Source organism: Methanocella arvoryzae MRE50, assembly GCF_000063445.1.
Taxonomy (GTDB): Archaea; Halobacteriota; Methanocellia; order Methanocellales; family Methanocellaceae; genus Methanocella_A; species Methanocella_A arvoryzae.
This window is the reverse complement of sequence record NC_009464.1, coordinates 1668595-1683252: the sequence shown is the minus strand read 5'-3', so window position 1 is coordinate 1683252 and position 14658 is coordinate 1668595. Positions and strand designations below refer to the sequence as shown.

Sequence of the window (14658 nt, the reverse complement as noted above, 5' to 3'; positions counted from 1 at the left end):
ATACGATCGCTGTGCTGTGCGTTTTCTGATTGTCCTGGTCCGGTGAAACAGCAAGACGATCGCTGCGCTGTGCTGGGACGCAGATTTAACAGATTGTACAGATTGCACAGATGAACTCAATATATAATCAAGAAATGGTCGTCTTTACCATCCTGATTCGATGACCATCTGTCTAATCTGTCTAATCTGTACAATCTGTGTCCAGGCACAGCGCAGCGATCGTCATCGGATCGCCCGCATCGGACGCCTGCAAGTGCAGGCGTCCTGGCGGGCGAACATATAGGATAAGATCATACGGATTCTCTAAAAATGATACTTATCTCCTTATTGTTTAACGAACACGAATTATAGGACAGCCCGCCTTGCGTCTTTGCGATTAAAAGTCGAGGCTTATAGGCGCCAGGAATTTACCTTTTTGATTTAACGCACTGGCTCGTACTCCATCTCCCCGTACCCGAAGGCGTGTAATCTCAAAGTATTGGTGATGTGGAAAGAAACGGTTTTCATGTACCCCCATTTGCGGATGCGCCTGGTCGAGACGTAGACGACCGACTCTGGATTAAAAAGGATGCGCCCGAAGCATTTGATGCGGTTGCACAATTCTACGTCTTCCCCGGTGGAGAGGCGGACGTTGAAGCCGCCGGCCTTGTTGAAGGCGTCTCTCCTGACGGCGAAGTTGGCGCCGGGGACAGAGGGCCTGTTGATCTTCACCATCAGCTTCGAGTACGGTGGTAACACGTACCTGCAAAAGTGGTTTTCCAGCCGGTTGCCGTCCAGCGGCATCAGGTTCCCGTGTACGCCGGCCGCCTCAGGGTCTTCGAGGCTGGAGGCTAAGCTGGATAGCCAGTTGGGGGGAATGAACGTGTCGGCGTCGGTGAAGGCGATGACCTCGTACTTCGAGGCGTCTGCGCCGATCTGTCGGCCTTGAGAAATGGTGCTCTTGGGGTGGGTGATCACCCTGTCGGCGAGCGCTTCCGCTAGCTTTGCCGTCCCGTCGGTGCTGCTGTCATCCGAGACGATGACCTCGTAGTTCCCGCCGAACTGCTGGCGCTGAAGCGACTTGAGGCACCTCTCCAGGTACTTTTCCTCGTTATACGCGGGGATGACTACGGATATATCCATTTTTTCACCGTACTGAGAAGCCATGGCACACCCGGTCCGGCGGTGCGGCAGGTCGATCAAATAATGCTTTTCATGAGCCATAAGCCTTATCAATCTTTCGGGCAGCGCCCGTAAGTTGATATACCCCCGTACCCAATTATGGTAGAAGAGCACTACGCAGGCATGATCATGGACAGACTAAAACAGCTTCTGTATGCGACGCTGGCCGCAGTACTTATCGTTGCGCTGATAGCCTGCGCGCTGAACTACCTCGCGCTGCAGTCCGCCACCGAGGAGCTTGAGTATTATAAGCAGCAGCAGAGAGAAATTTCCAGGGCGATCATGACCGACTACCTGCCTGACATGCAGGCCGCCAAAATGGCGTGGGTGGAAGCCCACCAGGACGAGTACCGGGACCTCGGCCAGGAGGGGATCACGATAGAGGCCGACTACCTTACCACGCCTTACTACTCTGCCGTCATCGATCCCGCCGACCCGTACCGCATGATCATCGGGCCGCCCGGAGACGTAGAAGCCGGAAAAGTGAAGATCGGGCTCGGCCAGTACTATGCCGGCAACTATACCCGGGCCTCCGGCTGGTCGGTCACCTACGTCGTCGACCGGTCCACGCATTCGGTAGCCGGATTCACCGCCACGCTGGTCCAGAACGTCGCCTACCAGCACTACATGGAAAACGTCCTGCCGGGCATCCACGACCAGCTGGGAGTGGCCGAGGGAAGCGTCACCGGCGACAGCCCCGTCACCCTCGATACCAGCTACATGGCCGACAGAAACACATGGATCGATGTCACCGAGCACAAGTACCGGCTGAAAAACACAGACGTGACCCCATACCTGCTCATAAAGACGTACGTCGACGCGGACACAGAGCAGGTCACCGGCGTCGACATCTCCCGGCCTTACTACACCAGCCAGGCCAGAATAATGCGCTGATTTCGGATACCGGAATACATTGAGCGCGCGCCACTCAGGGCATCTCTGGCCGGCCTTCTGGCCGGCCTACTCCTCGTCGGTATAGTCGCCCAGGTACTGGTTCACGCTCTGCCGCTGCTCTTTGCGGTACTCCCGCCGGCGCTCGGACTTGTAGTCGGCGATGATGCCGTTGAACCACTCGACGTTCTTCTCCTTCTCTCTCTTCGCCAGCAACTGCTTCCACCGTTCGATGGCGGCATCCAGCTTGTGGCTGTCCAGCACCGCGAAGTCGTCGACGAGCTTGAGGCCGACGTCCTCCTTCGAGACGACGGGCATCTTCGCCTCGAGGAACTTTTCCTCGGCCAGGTGGGACATGAAGGTGCCCCGGATGACGACCCTGACTCCCTTTTCGATGAGCATCGAGGCCGCCTGCGGGCCGCCGCCCGCGTCTCTGATGAAAACGATGTCCCCGGGCTTGAGGCCCAGCTTCTTATCGCAGGCCATGATGGCGTCCTTGCTCAGGTTCTCGATGATCTTGACCGGGGACTTGTCGCCCCTGAACTCCAGCACCCGGATCTGCTTGAGCCGGTCGATGTTAGACCTGAGCTCCGCGTTCCGCTTACGCTCGTCGTAGACCTCCTTCTTGAGCCGGTCGATCTCCTTGTCCCTGATCGTGATCTCCTTACTCTTTCGCAGGTCGTCGAGGCCGCGCTGCTGTAAGCTGTTTAGCTTGCGCTCTCTGGCCTCCAGCCTCTGTCTGGCGTCCCGGGCTTCACGCTTCAGCTCGGACACGTAGGCGCGGAGGTTCTCGATCTGCTCGTCCTTCTTCCTGATCTGCTCCCGAAGCTCTGCCAGCCTGGCCTCCACATCCGCATTGCCCTCGACAGGCCCGGGAGCAGGCGCGGTTGCCCGGGATTTCGCAGCCGGCTTCGGTATCAGCCGGCTGATCGCAGCATCTATCGCGGTGCCGCCGATGGCCATGGCCTTCACGTCGTTAGCCAGGTGAGACGGCGCCTTGCGGTCGATCTGAGCGAACTTGTTCTTGTAGGTGTTGAACGCCTTGACCGCGGCCGATAACGCGTCCCGCTCGTGGTCGTTGTTATAGCCATAAGGCTTGCCCAGCCTGACCTTCTCATCCACCGAGATGCGCTCGTCAGGGGCGAACAGCGTGGCCTTGAACGACCTCTTGATCTTCTCCACGGTGTCTGGCGGGGGCACCACGTCAGTGGCCACGATTACCGGCTTGCCGAACTCCCGGATGTACTCGATCACGTCCGGGATGGACATGACCCGGGAACTGATCAGGCCTTTGAGCTCGCCCTGCAGGTTCAGCACCGCGACGCCGATCGTGGTCCCGGGGTCAACGCCGACGATCAGGTGCTCTCTGACTTTTTTCTCCAGCGGTATGAACTCGATGGTATCTTTCTCTACACTGGTTACTGTCACCTGTACGTCTTCCTCCCGGGAATTGTGTATTAAGGCGCCCAGTTCGGACCGCTTCTTATTAACGACGAAGGTGCCGTTGACCAGGCCTCCGAAGCCCTGGGTCACGCTTGCCTCGTGATCTATGGCTTTCAGCTTCGCCTCGATGTCTCTCACCTTCTCCCTCACCCTGCCCTGGACTTTGCGGCGGTACCGGTTCTGGCTCCACCCGCCCCTGCCCAGAGACCGTGCCCGGCTGACCTTGATGATCGTCCTGTCCTCGAACACGGATACTATGTACCCGACTCCCATGGCGGCGAGGCAGGCGCACGCGAACGCCTCCTCCACCGGGTTAAGCGGGTTGAACGTGATGCCCCTGTCCTTGGCCAGCCGGGTTAGCGGCTCCTGGTGCTCGTTGCCGGTCACCTGGACCAGCCTGACGTCGGCCGGCAGGCGCTTCAGCAGGGCGATAAGCTCTTTCCTGTTCGGGGCAAGCTCGGTGATGCTGTCCACTGCGAGTATGTCCGGTCGGTACTGGCGGATCATCCGTAAAAGCTTAAAAAGGCTGATGTCCGGGAAGCGCTCGACTTCGCCATTCAGGATAACGAGAGCGTACCGGGGAGTTTCCCGGGACCGGCTGGACCCGTGAACGATGTCGACGCCGAATATGACGTTGGTGGTCTGGGCTGGCATTGTCGTGTGAATCTGTGACTTTCGAATGTGCGCAATTGTGCAACACAATTGTGTAACACAATTGTGTACCACGGCTGTTCAAAAAGTTTTTCATGCCTCGAGTGCGGCGGTCCAGACGGCGTCAGGTGCGGCCTGCCTTTGCCTCACTCCCCGATTACTGTCAACATATAGCTGGTGTCAACATCTGGTTGGGCGGGGAGAGTATTAAAATTATCTGTATAAAATAGATTTTAGATGCACTGTGGTCAGCGAGTTTATGCCAGCTTTTTATCATCATTCTGATCAATCTAATATTGTAGGGGATACACATGACAGACATAAGGAAAATTGCGACATTCGCATTTGTGGCACTGGCAATCGCCACCATGATGGCGACGCCCGCGGCTGCACAGGCCTCGGCAGCGGCGAGCAGCTCTGCAGCGGCAGGCGGTGGCTTCGGAGGATTCGGCGGCGCCAGTGCAGCCAGCAGTGCCAGCGCCAGCAGCTTCGGCCTCGGCGGTTTCGGCGGCTTTGGCAGCCCGTTCTTCGGCGGCTGGGGTCTTGGCCTCGGAGGCTGGAACCCGTGGTTCAACAGGTGGGGCGGTCTCGGCTTCAACAACTGGGGACTGTGGAACCCCTGGTGGCAGCAGCGGGTGTTCTGGTAAGCTCCACTTAAAACCTCAGACCAATATGGATCGGCGTTCCGGCTCTGCCCGGAGCGCTTCCGCTTATTTTGACGGGCTTCATCCGGGAGACGACCGGAAAGGCGGGATGGTAACTGCTTCCATCCCCAGCCTCTGTGTGCCGTAAACCATAGCGGCCTGCCCTTGCCCTTGTTATCTGTAACACACCTGTTCTAATCGCCGCTTTTGTGATTTTCTGGCCTAGCCTTTTTATCGTCGGTGGCAGTGATTACTTTTTGTAGGGGGAAAACTTCTGACAAACCTAAGTAGAATCGCTATGTATGCCTTCGCGGCATTGGTAATCGGCTTTCTCGTGGCAGCACCGGCCTCGGCACAGCTGGGAAGCGCATCTGCGCTCTCCAGTGCGGGCGCGGGTTTCGGCGGCGCCAGCGCGGCCAGCAGCGCATCTGCACTGACCACAGGTTTCGGCGGCTTCGGCGGCCTTGGCGGCCTCGGCTTTAACAACCTCGGCTTTGGCGGCCTCGGCTTCAGAGGTCTTGGCTTCAGAGGCCTGGGTCTCGGCGGCCTCGGCTTCGGCGGCTTTGGCAGCCCGTTCCTCGGCGGCTTCGGCGGCTATGGTCTCGGTGGCTTTGGCAGCCCGTTCTTCGGTGGCTATGGTCTCGGTGGCTATGGTCTCGGCGGCTGCGGCATCGGCGGCCTTGGTGGCTGCGGCATCAGCAGCTGTGGAGTCTGCTGAGCAGTGATATAATAAGAGAAAAGAATACGGCCGACACTTTCCGGCCAGGGGCCGGGTGTCGGGCATATTTTTTAGCTTTTAGCTATTTTTAAGCCTCGCGATGAGCGCCGCTGTGGCGCCCGCGTTGAACCCGTTGTCGATGTTGACGACCACCAGGCCGGGGGAGCAGGACTGGAGCATCGTCGTCAGCGCGCCGATGCCGCCGGCTCCCAGGCCATATCCGATACTGGTGGGCACGCCTATTACGGGGACCGGCGCGATGCCTGCCACTACGGAGGGGAGCGCGCCCTCCATGCCCGCGACTACGATAATGCAGGCGACGCCCTCGGAGATCATCAGCTTGAGCGGGTCCAGGAGCCTGTGGATTCCTGCAACTCCGACGTCGTAGCCCCGGATCACTTCGCAGCCCATGACCTCTGCGATAATCGCGGCCTCCTCGGCCACCGGAATGTCCGAGGTGCCCGCGGTCAGGACGCCGACCTTACCCGTCTTCGCCGGCTTCTCCTTCCGCCTGTCCACCACGATCATCCTGGCCTCGGGCCTGTGGATGACACCGTCGCTGCCGATGCGCCTGATGATCTCCGCGTGGTCTGCCTCGGAAGCCCGGGACACGCTTATCATGCCCTTCTGCCTCACGACTGCCTCCACGATCTCCCCGACCTTCGCCGGCGTCTTGCCCTCTGCGTAGATCACCTCCGGGATGCCGGACCGGGCCTCCCTGGACATGTCGAAGACGGTGTGGTTGCCGATCCTCTCCACGTAGTCGATCTTCAGCAGCCGCTCCGCCTCTTCTACGCCGATCTCTCCCCGCTTCACCTTCTCCAGGACATCATGGACGCTCATCGTTTTCCCTCCGGGAAATTAGTATTTAGACTCATGAGGCCAGTGTTATTAAAGCTTTTCCGGTCTGCCGCCGCGGGGCTCCCGGAAAAGAAAAGGTGAGAAAAGTGTTCAGTAATCCCTGTCAACCAGGAACCGGCCGATGGCAATGAGATCGTCCATGGCTCTGCTGCCGGGGCAGAGGCCTTCCAGCTCGGCTAAGGCTTCGTCTCTGTACCGGTGAGCGGTCTTCATGGTGTACTCATAGGCGCCGGCTTCGGTGAGGATCTGGAAGACCCGGTCGATGTCGGCTTCGGAGAACTGCTCTTTGGCGTACAGCTGTTTCAGCTCTTCCTTCTGCTTCGAGTACTGCAGGGCGTATAATACAGGTAACGTCTTCTTCTTGTTCCTGATGTCGTTCCTCGCGGACTTGCCGGTCTTGGAGGGGTCGCCCCAGATGCCCAGCAGGTCGTCCTGGATCTGGAAGCCTATGCCGATCTTGTGGCCGAAGGCCTTGAAGTGGTCGATGACCTTCTGGTCGTCTGTGGCTGCCATGGCGCCGATGGCGGTGGATGCCTCGATGAGGGCGGCGGTCTTGCCGGTGATCATCTCGATGTACTCTTCCACAGTGACGGTCTTTCTGGTCTGGAAGTCCATGTCCAGGTACTGGCCTTCGCAGAGCTGCATGATGGTGTCGTTGAAGACCCGCAGGACCTTAATCATGGTCTCGGGCTTGACCTTCAGCTCTAATATGGCTATGTAGGAGACGACATCCATGGCATCTCCGGTGTTGATCGCCTGGGGAACGCCCCAGAGCTTCCACACTGTGGGCCGGTGGCGGCGCGTCTCGTCCCCATCCTCTATGTCGTCGTGAATGAGGGAGAAGTTGTGGACCAGCTCGACGGCAGCAGCCCCCGGCAGCGCGTTGTCGAACTTGCCGCTGATCGCCTCGCAGGCCAGCAGGCACATGGTGGACCTGAGCTGTTTTCCGCCCTTGGCCTCGCACGGGTTCAACTCCTCATCCCTCCATCCCAGGTGATACATCATCATGTCTCCGAGCAGCCCGACTTTCCTGCGGCTGTCTAGGATTCTCTTGATCTCCTGGTTCGTGTAAACTGAATAGCTTTCAAGGATAGAGATGACCGGGATTGCCATAGTGTTCATGTGCCTATTGACTTTTACGTATTAAAACCCTTCGTAGCCAGCGCTTATATAAAAATCTCCGAGAACGCCTCGCTGTGACCTGCTAGAACCAACTGTATGAAGGCCATGCGCTACTATGGGGCTGGTGATGGTCAGGCCAGGCACAGGCCAGAAAGCATTATATGCAAGATATTGTAAATAAGTCATTGGTGCTCCTATGGAACAGTCAGGCATCGAGGTCAGGAAATACTGGGACGCGGCCGGCGGCCGCATGGTGATCATCGTCAGAAACAACGGCCAGTCGGTTTGCCAGGCCACTGTCGAGGATGCCTATCCGGCGGATATCTCCGGCCTGTTATGCTTCGCTAAATCGGGCGGTATCGTTCCTGCCGCCACTGCCTCTGCCGGAAAGATCACCTGGCGGGTGGCAGGCCTGAAGCCCGGGGAAGTGCGGGAACTCGTTTACACCTCTCTGCCCCGGGAGACCCTGCGGGACCCATCCTCGAAAAAACGGCCGACTGACCGGGATGCCGCCCTTCTCTCCACCATGGGCGGCCTCCCTCCCAGACTGATCTTCGAGGACACGGCCATCGATCCCATCGCGAAAATTCCCCCGCCGGAAATCCCGGCGCCTTCCCCGGAGCAGCCCCCGGCCGGAGAAGAACCCGCCAGGGAGCTTCCTGCAGCTGAAAAGGCAGCTGTCGTTATCTCAGTCGGCGCAGGCAAAGGCGGCACGGGCAAGACCACCTTTTCCATCAACCTCGGCATCGCGCTCGCCGAAATGGGCTTCGACACAGTCCTGCTCGACGCCGACACCAGCATGAGCAACATGGCCTCGTACATGGGCATCGATGTCCAGTGCATGAAAGCCACGCTGCACGAAGTCCTGTCCGGCAAAGCGGAGCCTGACAAAGCCGTCTACCGGGCTTTCAACAACAGGCTTCGCATAGTGCCCAGCGGGCTGTCCATCGCGGGCTTCCTGGGCATGGACCGGAATCTGCTCGGCGACGTCATAAGCCACTTTTCCAGGGATGCCGACTTCATCGTGATCGACACCCCTGCGGGCTACAACAAAGAAGTTGCCCTGTCCCTGTATGCTTCCGACTACCTGCTCCTCGTGCTCAATCCTGACGAGGGCAGCATGATCGACGGCCTGAAGGTGCAGGAGATGGCCCGCATCCTGGACGTCCGGGTGCCCGGCATCGTCTTAAACCGATACGACATGACCGGCCACCAGTACAGCCGGTCCCAGATCGAGCAGTACTTCGGCACCCCGGTGATCGCCATGCTGCCCGAGGACGGGGATATGCGCCGGAAAGATAAGGTGCCCGCCATCCTCGCCAGCCCCTGCTCTAAAACGTCGAAAGAGATCTACCACGTCGCCGAAACCATCTCCGGCCGCAAGCGAGACACGCAGCCGGTCGCAAAGCCTTTTGCGACAAGGCTCATGGAAGCCCTGTTCAAACAGTAGCAGCAGCACATTTGTCATGACCAGCCCCGGATGTTGCCCGAAACTCGAAATAGCCTAATATTCACGCGGGCAGATACCTGATTCAGAACTTACAGTAGGGGATGTTCATGAAAATCAAGGACGTTATGACAAGCGAGATCGCGTGCGTGGACACGAAGTCCACGGCGGCGGACGCCGCGGCGAAGATGAAGAACCAGAACACCGGCACAGTTATCGTCGTAGACGGGGACAGCGTCAAAGGAATCGTGACCGACCGGCAGATAGCGATCAAGGCTGTGGCCGAGAAGAAAGACCCAAAGAACACGCCTGTATCCGACATCATGACCAAAGACATAGTCGGGTGCAGAGAGAACGACGACATCTTCGACGCCCTCAAGACCATGGGCGAGAACAAGGTCAGAAGGCTGCCAGTAGTCAATGACAACTCTCAGCTGGTAGGCATCGTCTCCATCTCCGACATCGCCCGGGAGATGCGATCGGGCATGGACAGCATGTTCGACGAGATCACCAAGTCGTCAAGGTAGAATTAACCATAACCGGCTGCCACCTGTGCCGGCAGGATTAAGCGTCCGGAACACCTACCTTAATCGGATGATCCGCGTCGGCACCTCAGGCTGGTCCTACGACGACTGGGCGGGAGCCTTCTACCCCCCAGGCCTGCCGAAACAGGCGTGGCTGAGCTACTACGGCAGATACTTCCATACAACGGAGATCAACAGCTCTTTCTACACGTTTCCCGCGCCCTTAGTAGTCCAGGAATGGATCCGGAAAGCCTCTTCCCTGAACGGCTTCGAGTTCTCCCTCAAGATGCCCGGTAAAGTGACCCACGACTCGCTACTGCTGGACGTGCAGACTGCGCTGGACTTCGAGGCAAAAGTGCTCTCACCGCTCAAAGCGGCCGGAGCGCTCGGCGCAGTCCTCCTGCAGATATCGCCATACGTCCGCTATCCCGACCACCTCGATAGGCTGGAGGCACTGCTGGAAACGCTCGACACCACGGCCATCGACTACGCCGTAGAGCTGCGGCACAGCTCCTGGCTGCAAAACAAGAAGGAGGTAATCCCCGACGTGCTGGCAGTCCTGCGGAAGTTCGAGGTGGCACTGTGCGCCATAGACGGGCCTTCCATGCCCGCTATAATAGAAAACACCGGCCGGCACTCCTACCTGAGATTCCACGGACGCAACCCCGACCTCTGGTTCTCAAAAAAGGCAGACTCCGAAGGCAGGATGAACCGCTACGACTACTCCTACACCCGGGAACAGCTACAGCCATGGGCCACTGCCATAGAGGCCATGCCCGGGACTATACGGGCGTACTTCAACAACCACCCCCGGGCGAACGCCGTCAAGAACGCTAAGCTCTTCGAAACCATGCTCGGGCCCGAACCCGAAGAAACCATGCCCCTCCCGACACAGAGGCAGACCGGGCTGTTAAGGTTCTTCGACGAATAAGCAATTGTCCTCTAATAATTTACCACAGAGACGCACGGAGATTTTACCACAGAGGCACGGAGACGCACAGAGGTTCACAGAGTATAGTCTTATGAAAAATGTGTTATATCGGCTATGGTTATAAGGCCGCCAAGCCCGCCAAGAGGCCAAGCTCGCCAAGGACATTGTGATCAGGATCAGAAGATATCGCCAAAAAATCTTGGCGCTCTTGGCTCCTTGGCGTTCCATGAAAAAATTTGCTCTTGGCGAGCTTGGCTTCTTGGCGTTCCATGAAAAATTAGCTCTTGGCGCTCTTGGCTCCTTGGCGGACTTGGCGGTATTTTCGACTCACACAGGGCCAACTATTAATTTTTCATAGCCTCTACCTGAATACCACATTTTTCATAAGGCGAGTGCTTGGCGGTATTTTCGACCTATTCAGGGCTACTTTCAATTTTTCGTACCCCTACTTGACAATACCCTTTTCATCCATGAGTCTTTACTGAAATGTTTCGTACGAGCGCCCGTACCATTTACACGAAGTACCCGAAGTACTCGAAGTACAGTAAAAACGGCATGCTGTAATATGATTTTATCGTAAAACTTCGCGTACTTCGTGTACCTTGCGTACTTCGTGTAAACGGTACCTGACTGTCCTAAAAGCTTTAAAAATATGGCTCTTCTCCGATTGTCGGGTGAGGAACTGCTAGTTGTAATGGGTGATTTTAAGCCACCGCTTGCCCTTGTAATGTTGGCACAATATCATGGGTAAGCGGTGTAAATACTCGTTAGTATTCAAGAGCCAGTTTAATTTTAAGGGATTTAAGATTGCTGGTATCAGTCATGATGATGAACGGCTTCTTGTCGAGTTAGAGAGATCAGGGAGGCCTTCTCTGTGTCCTCGTTGTGGCAGGCGTGTTAAACGTGTTGAGGATGAGTATGTCCGAGTGGTCAGGGACCTGGATTTGGGGTGTCTGCGTTGTTATGTGCAGTTCCCTCAATACAAGATCTTTTGCCGGTGTGGCCACAGGGGTCATGAGAAACTGGAGTTTGTAAGGGAGTACTCGAGATGCACGAAGAGACTGGAAAAGCATGTCTCGGTTCTCTGTAAGCATATGAGCATTAAAGAAGCCGCCCAGGTCGTAGGGTTAGACTGGAAGACTGTGAAGAGTATTGATAAGAATACGATGAGAGAATCCCTTGTCCCGTTGGATTCCAGTAATCCCCGGGTGATCGGCGTGGATGAGATCGCTTATGAGAAAGGCCATAAATACCTCACAGTAGTCCGGGATGTTGAAAAGGGCTGTGTTCTCTGGACGGGCATTGGGAGAAAAGAGGTGACACTCGACCTGTTCTTCGCCATTCTAGGATACGAGAAAAGCATGAACGTTAAAGCGGTGGTCATGGATATGTGGGATCCATATATTGCCAGCGTCCGTAAAAACACGAGGGCGGAGATCGTGTTCGATAAGTTCCATATCGCTAAGAAAGCAGGGGAATGCATAGACAGTATCCGTAGACGAGAATTCAGGGGTGCAGGCAAAGCTGAACGAAAACACTGGAAGGATAAACGGTTTCTCATCCTCAGCAGAGAGAAGAACCTCCCCAGTGAAAAGAGGGAGACTCTTCAGGAACTATTGGAGCTGAACCAACCCTTGTACAAGGCATACCTGTTGAAAGAACAACTCCTGGACATCCTGGACGCCCGATATCAGAACCATGCAATGCTCCGGTTGCAGACATGGAAAGAGAACGTGGAGAGTAGCGGATTGGAGGAGTTCCAAGCTCTGGTAAGGACATTGGATCGTTACATGTACGGTGTGACCGCCCTCTTCAAACATCATATCACTAATGCCGGTAGCGAAGGTTTCAACACCAAGATCAATATCATCAAAAGAAGAAGTTACGGCCTCCAGGACCTGGAGTATTTTATGCTTAAAATATTAACAATCTGCCGGAAACCCTCATCCTAAAAATGGAGAAGAGCCAAAAATATCTACTGGTCACCACAGAGGCACAGAGACGCACAGAGATATTTCTATAGACGATTGGATAGCGACCATCTAATATGTAAGTCCCTGTGAGCCTTTGTAGTTCTAAAATATCACGAGCTTACTGTCCGCTCGCCTTTTCCTCCGCAGGAGGCCTGTTGTCCGGAGCCGTAAATCTCAAGATCAGCAGGCTGAGTTCGTAGAATATGATGAGGGGTATGCCCACCATGATCTGGGTGAGGACGTCGGGGCTGGTGACGAGGGCGGCCACGATGAGGATGACGATGTACATGTGGCGCCGGTATTTCCGGAACACCCACGCCGGCACGATCCGGGCGCGGGCGAGGACGGTCATGGCCAGGGGGAGCTCGAAGACCAGGCCGAAGACGGCGGTGGTCATCACAGCGAAGTTGACGAAGTCCGAGACCTTCCAGCTGTTGGCTACACCAGCGGCGAGGGAGCTGGTCAGTAAATATTCGAACACCAGGGGCAGCATCAGCCAGTACGAGTACAGGCAGCCTACGATGAAAAGTACCAGCCCGACGGCGGTGGCCAGAAGCAGTTTCGGACCGCTGATCCTGAAGCGGTCTCCGAACTGCCTGCCGGCGAGGAACCTGTACGCGTAGAAGAAGACGACCGGCAGGGCAGCGATTACTCCGGCGATCACTGACAGTTTCAGCTCCAGCATCATGAGCTCCAGCGGCTGGGTCTGGATCAGCTGGTAAAGCTCGCCCGAGTACTTCTGCTGCGGTAGCAGGTCATTGCTCATGCGCATGATGACGTCGCCGGTGAACGGAAAAGCGATGACCGAGACCAGCAGGATATACAATCCCAGATATAGGAGGTTTTTCCTGAACCTGACGAACAGGGCGGCGAAGTCTTGCAGAAGCGGCACGGCTATCGTCCATCACTCTACTCTTTAAAAATAAATACTTAAGGGGTCCGCCTTTTCTGCCTCAGCAGATCCTCGTAGACTTTCTTCGTCTTCGCGGCGATGAGCTTCCAGTCGAACTCGGCCTCCGCGATGGCCCGGCTCTGCCGGCCCATCTCAGCCATCTTCACCTTATCTGAGAGCAGCTCGTTGATCTTCGCAGCGAGGGCCCCGGGATCGCGCATGGGCACAACGTAGCCGTTGACCCCATCTCTCACGAGCTCCCTGTTTCCGCCCGCGGTGGTGCAGACGACGGGCTTCGCCGAGGACATCGCCTCCAGAATGGCGATCGGGAGAACTTCCCACACCGACGGCAAAACGAAAATGTCGCAGGTGCCGTACGTCTCTTTCAGCTGCTCTTCGCTCAGGTAGCCGGAGAATAAAACGCTCTTTTCCAGGCCCATCTGTGCGACTTTCTTCTTCAAGCCCGGCAGGGCGTTGCCCCGGCCGACGAGGAACAGCTTTACGTCAGGGTGCTTTTCTAGTACGGCAGGCATGGCGTCGATCAGGTAAGGTATTCCTTTCTGGGTGATCATCCTGCCGACGAACAGCAGCATAGGGTCTTTACCTATCCCGTACTGTGTTCTTACACGCATGGCATCCGTAGGCCGGAAATCCTTGACGTTGATGCCATTATGGACCGGTATGATCTTGTCCTTGTTGATCCAGTACTTCGCGATGTCGCCCCTGACCCACTCCGACACTGCGATGATCCTGTCGGCGAGAGCGAACGGCCACCGGCCGATCAGCCAGTCGTACGCGAGGCCGAACACCGTGATTTGCGGGGCGATTCCTACAGGACGGGCGTTGTGGATCGTCATCATGAACGGCTTTTTTGCAAGCCTGGCGTAGATGGCCGCGGTATCGAAGTCCGGGAAGAACCGGTTCTGCAGGTGGATAATATCGAAATTATACTGTTTGTCCAGCTTCCTGAGATAAAAGGAAAAGAGCGGCGACACGATGTACGGGGGCGGGTACAGGCCCGGCACTCTGATCTCCAGGCAGGGGACCCGGTGCACTCTAACACCGTCGATCTCCTCGTAGGCCGGCAGCCCGCTCAGCCTCGCCGTAACGATCGTCACGTCCACGCCCTGCTTCACGAGCTCACGAGAGAGTTCGTACATGTGCTTCTCCACTCCCCCCGAGAAGGGGTGGAACAGGGCGTTGACCAGGCATATGCGCATGGAGTACACTACACGCCCGAACCGTAAAAGATTTTTCGGCCGGCCGGCCGGCGTTCCGCCGGCCAGAGAGTGGTTGTATGGTGTGAAACAGGCGCTTACAGCGCATGCTTACCAAGTGTTGTCAATGTAAAATACGGCGGAATATTCGGGGATTTTTGCCTCTTCGAAAGACCAAACCTT

General features: G+C 56.7%; 14 protein-coding genes. 7 read left to right on the top strand and 7 right to left on the bottom strand.

Going from position 1 to position 14658, the window contains the following annotated elements:
- Positions 1 to 420: 420 nt before the first annotated feature.
- Complete coding sequence (locus RCI_RS08400) at positions 421 to 1122, bottom strand: glycosyltransferase (protein WP_012035997.1); 702 nt, start codon at positions 1120 to 1122, stop codon at positions 421 to 423.
- A 138-nt stretch (positions 1123 to 1260) separates the two neighbouring features.
- Between RCI_RS08400 and RCI_RS08395 the strand changes: the two genes are divergently transcribed.
- Positions 1261 to 2055: a hypothetical protein gene (locus RCI_RS08395; protein ID WP_012035996.1), complete on the top strand. Its 795-nt coding sequence runs from the start codon at positions 1261 to 1263 to the stop codon at positions 2053 to 2055.
- 66 nt (positions 2056 to 2121) lie between these two features.
- Here the strand turns inward: RCI_RS08395 and RCI_RS08390 are convergent, their stop codons facing one another.
- The gene (locus RCI_RS08390) at positions 2122 to 4149 is read right to left on the bottom strand and encodes a DUF460 domain-containing protein (protein ID WP_012035995.1); all 2028 of its coding nucleotides are present in this window, start codon (positions 4147 to 4149) and stop codon (positions 2122 to 2124) included.
- A 308-nt stretch (positions 4150 to 4457) separates the two neighbouring features.
- On the opposite strand from RCI_RS08390, the gene RCI_RS08380 reads away from it, so the two are divergent.
- Positions 4458 to 4793, top strand: coding sequence for a hypothetical protein (locus RCI_RS08380; RefSeq protein ID WP_148266577.1), 336 nt, complete (start codon positions 4458 to 4460; stop codon positions 4791 to 4793).
- 313 nt (positions 4794 to 5106) lie between these two features.
- Positions 5107 to 5508, top strand: coding sequence for a hypothetical protein (locus RCI_RS08375; protein WP_162097773.1), 402 nt, complete (start codon positions 5107 to 5109; stop codon positions 5506 to 5508).
- 78 nt (positions 5509 to 5586) lie between these two features.
- On the opposite strand, the gene larB is transcribed toward RCI_RS08375, so the two are convergent.
- Together larB and RCI_RS08365 are read right to left on the bottom strand one after the other, a co-directional pair.
- Complete coding sequence (gene larB, locus RCI_RS08370) at positions 5587 to 6351, bottom strand: nickel pincer cofactor biosynthesis protein LarB (protein ID WP_012035992.1); 765 nt, start codon at positions 6349 to 6351, stop codon at positions 5587 to 5589.
- Between the two features lie 108 nt (positions 6352 to 6459).
- Positions 6460 to 7482: a polyprenyl synthetase family protein gene (locus RCI_RS08365; RefSeq protein ID WP_012035991.1), complete on the bottom strand. Its 1023-nt coding sequence runs from the start codon at positions 7480 to 7482 to the stop codon at positions 6460 to 6462.
- A gap of 205 nt (positions 7483 to 7687) precedes the next feature.
- Here RCI_RS08365 and RCI_RS08360 point away from each other — a divergent pair, with 205 nt between their 5' ends.
- The 3 genes from RCI_RS08360 to RCI_RS08350 all read left to right on the top strand — a co-directional run bounded on the left by RCI_RS08360 (position 7688) and on the right by RCI_RS08350 (position 10393).
- Positions 7688 to 8941, top strand: a complete 1254-nt coding sequence (locus RCI_RS08360) for an AAA family ATPase (RefSeq protein ID WP_012035990.1) — start codon at positions 7688 to 7690, stop codon at positions 8939 to 8941.
- 107 nt (positions 8942 to 9048) lie between these two features.
- Entirely contained in the window at positions 9049 to 9465 is a 417-nt protein-coding gene (locus RCI_RS08355) for a CBS domain-containing protein (protein WP_012035989.1), read from the top strand.
- Positions 9466 to 9532: 67 nt separating this feature from the next.
- Positions 9533 to 10393: a DUF72 domain-containing protein gene (locus RCI_RS08350; protein WP_012035988.1), complete on the top strand. Its 861-nt coding sequence runs from the start codon at positions 9533 to 9535 to the stop codon at positions 10391 to 10393.
- 118 nt (positions 10394 to 10511) lie between these two features.
- Here RCI_RS08350 and RCI_RS17000 read toward each other — a convergent pair whose 3' ends face one another.
- Entirely contained in the window at positions 10512 to 10664 is a 153-nt protein-coding gene (locus tag RCI_RS17000) for a hypothetical protein (protein ID WP_158308893.1), read from the bottom strand.
- 472 nt (positions 10665 to 11136) lie between these two features.
- On the opposite strand from RCI_RS17000, the gene RCI_RS08345 reads away from it, so the two are divergent.
- Positions 11137 to 12345 carry an ISL3-like element ISArch13 family transposase gene (locus RCI_RS08345; protein ID WP_012035826.1) on the top strand — a complete coding sequence of 403 codons (1209 nt, stop codon included), beginning with the start codon at positions 11137 to 11139 and terminating at the stop codon, positions 12343 to 12345.
- 139 nt (positions 12346 to 12484) lie between these two features.
- Here RCI_RS08345 and tatC read toward each other — a convergent pair whose 3' ends face one another.
- The gene (tatC, locus tag RCI_RS08340; protein ID WP_012035987.1) at positions 12485 to 13258 is read right to left on the bottom strand and encodes a twin-arginine translocase subunit TatC; all 774 of its coding nucleotides are present in this window, start codon (positions 13256 to 13258) and stop codon (positions 12485 to 12487) included.
- Positions 13259 to 13296: 38 nt separating this feature from the next.
- On the bottom strand, positions 13297 to 14478 hold the full coding sequence (locus tag RCI_RS08335) for a glycosyltransferase family 4 protein (RefSeq protein ID WP_012035986.1): 1182 nt from the start codon (positions 14476 to 14478) through the stop codon (positions 13297 to 13299).
- Positions 14479 to 14658 lie beyond the last annotated feature (180 nt).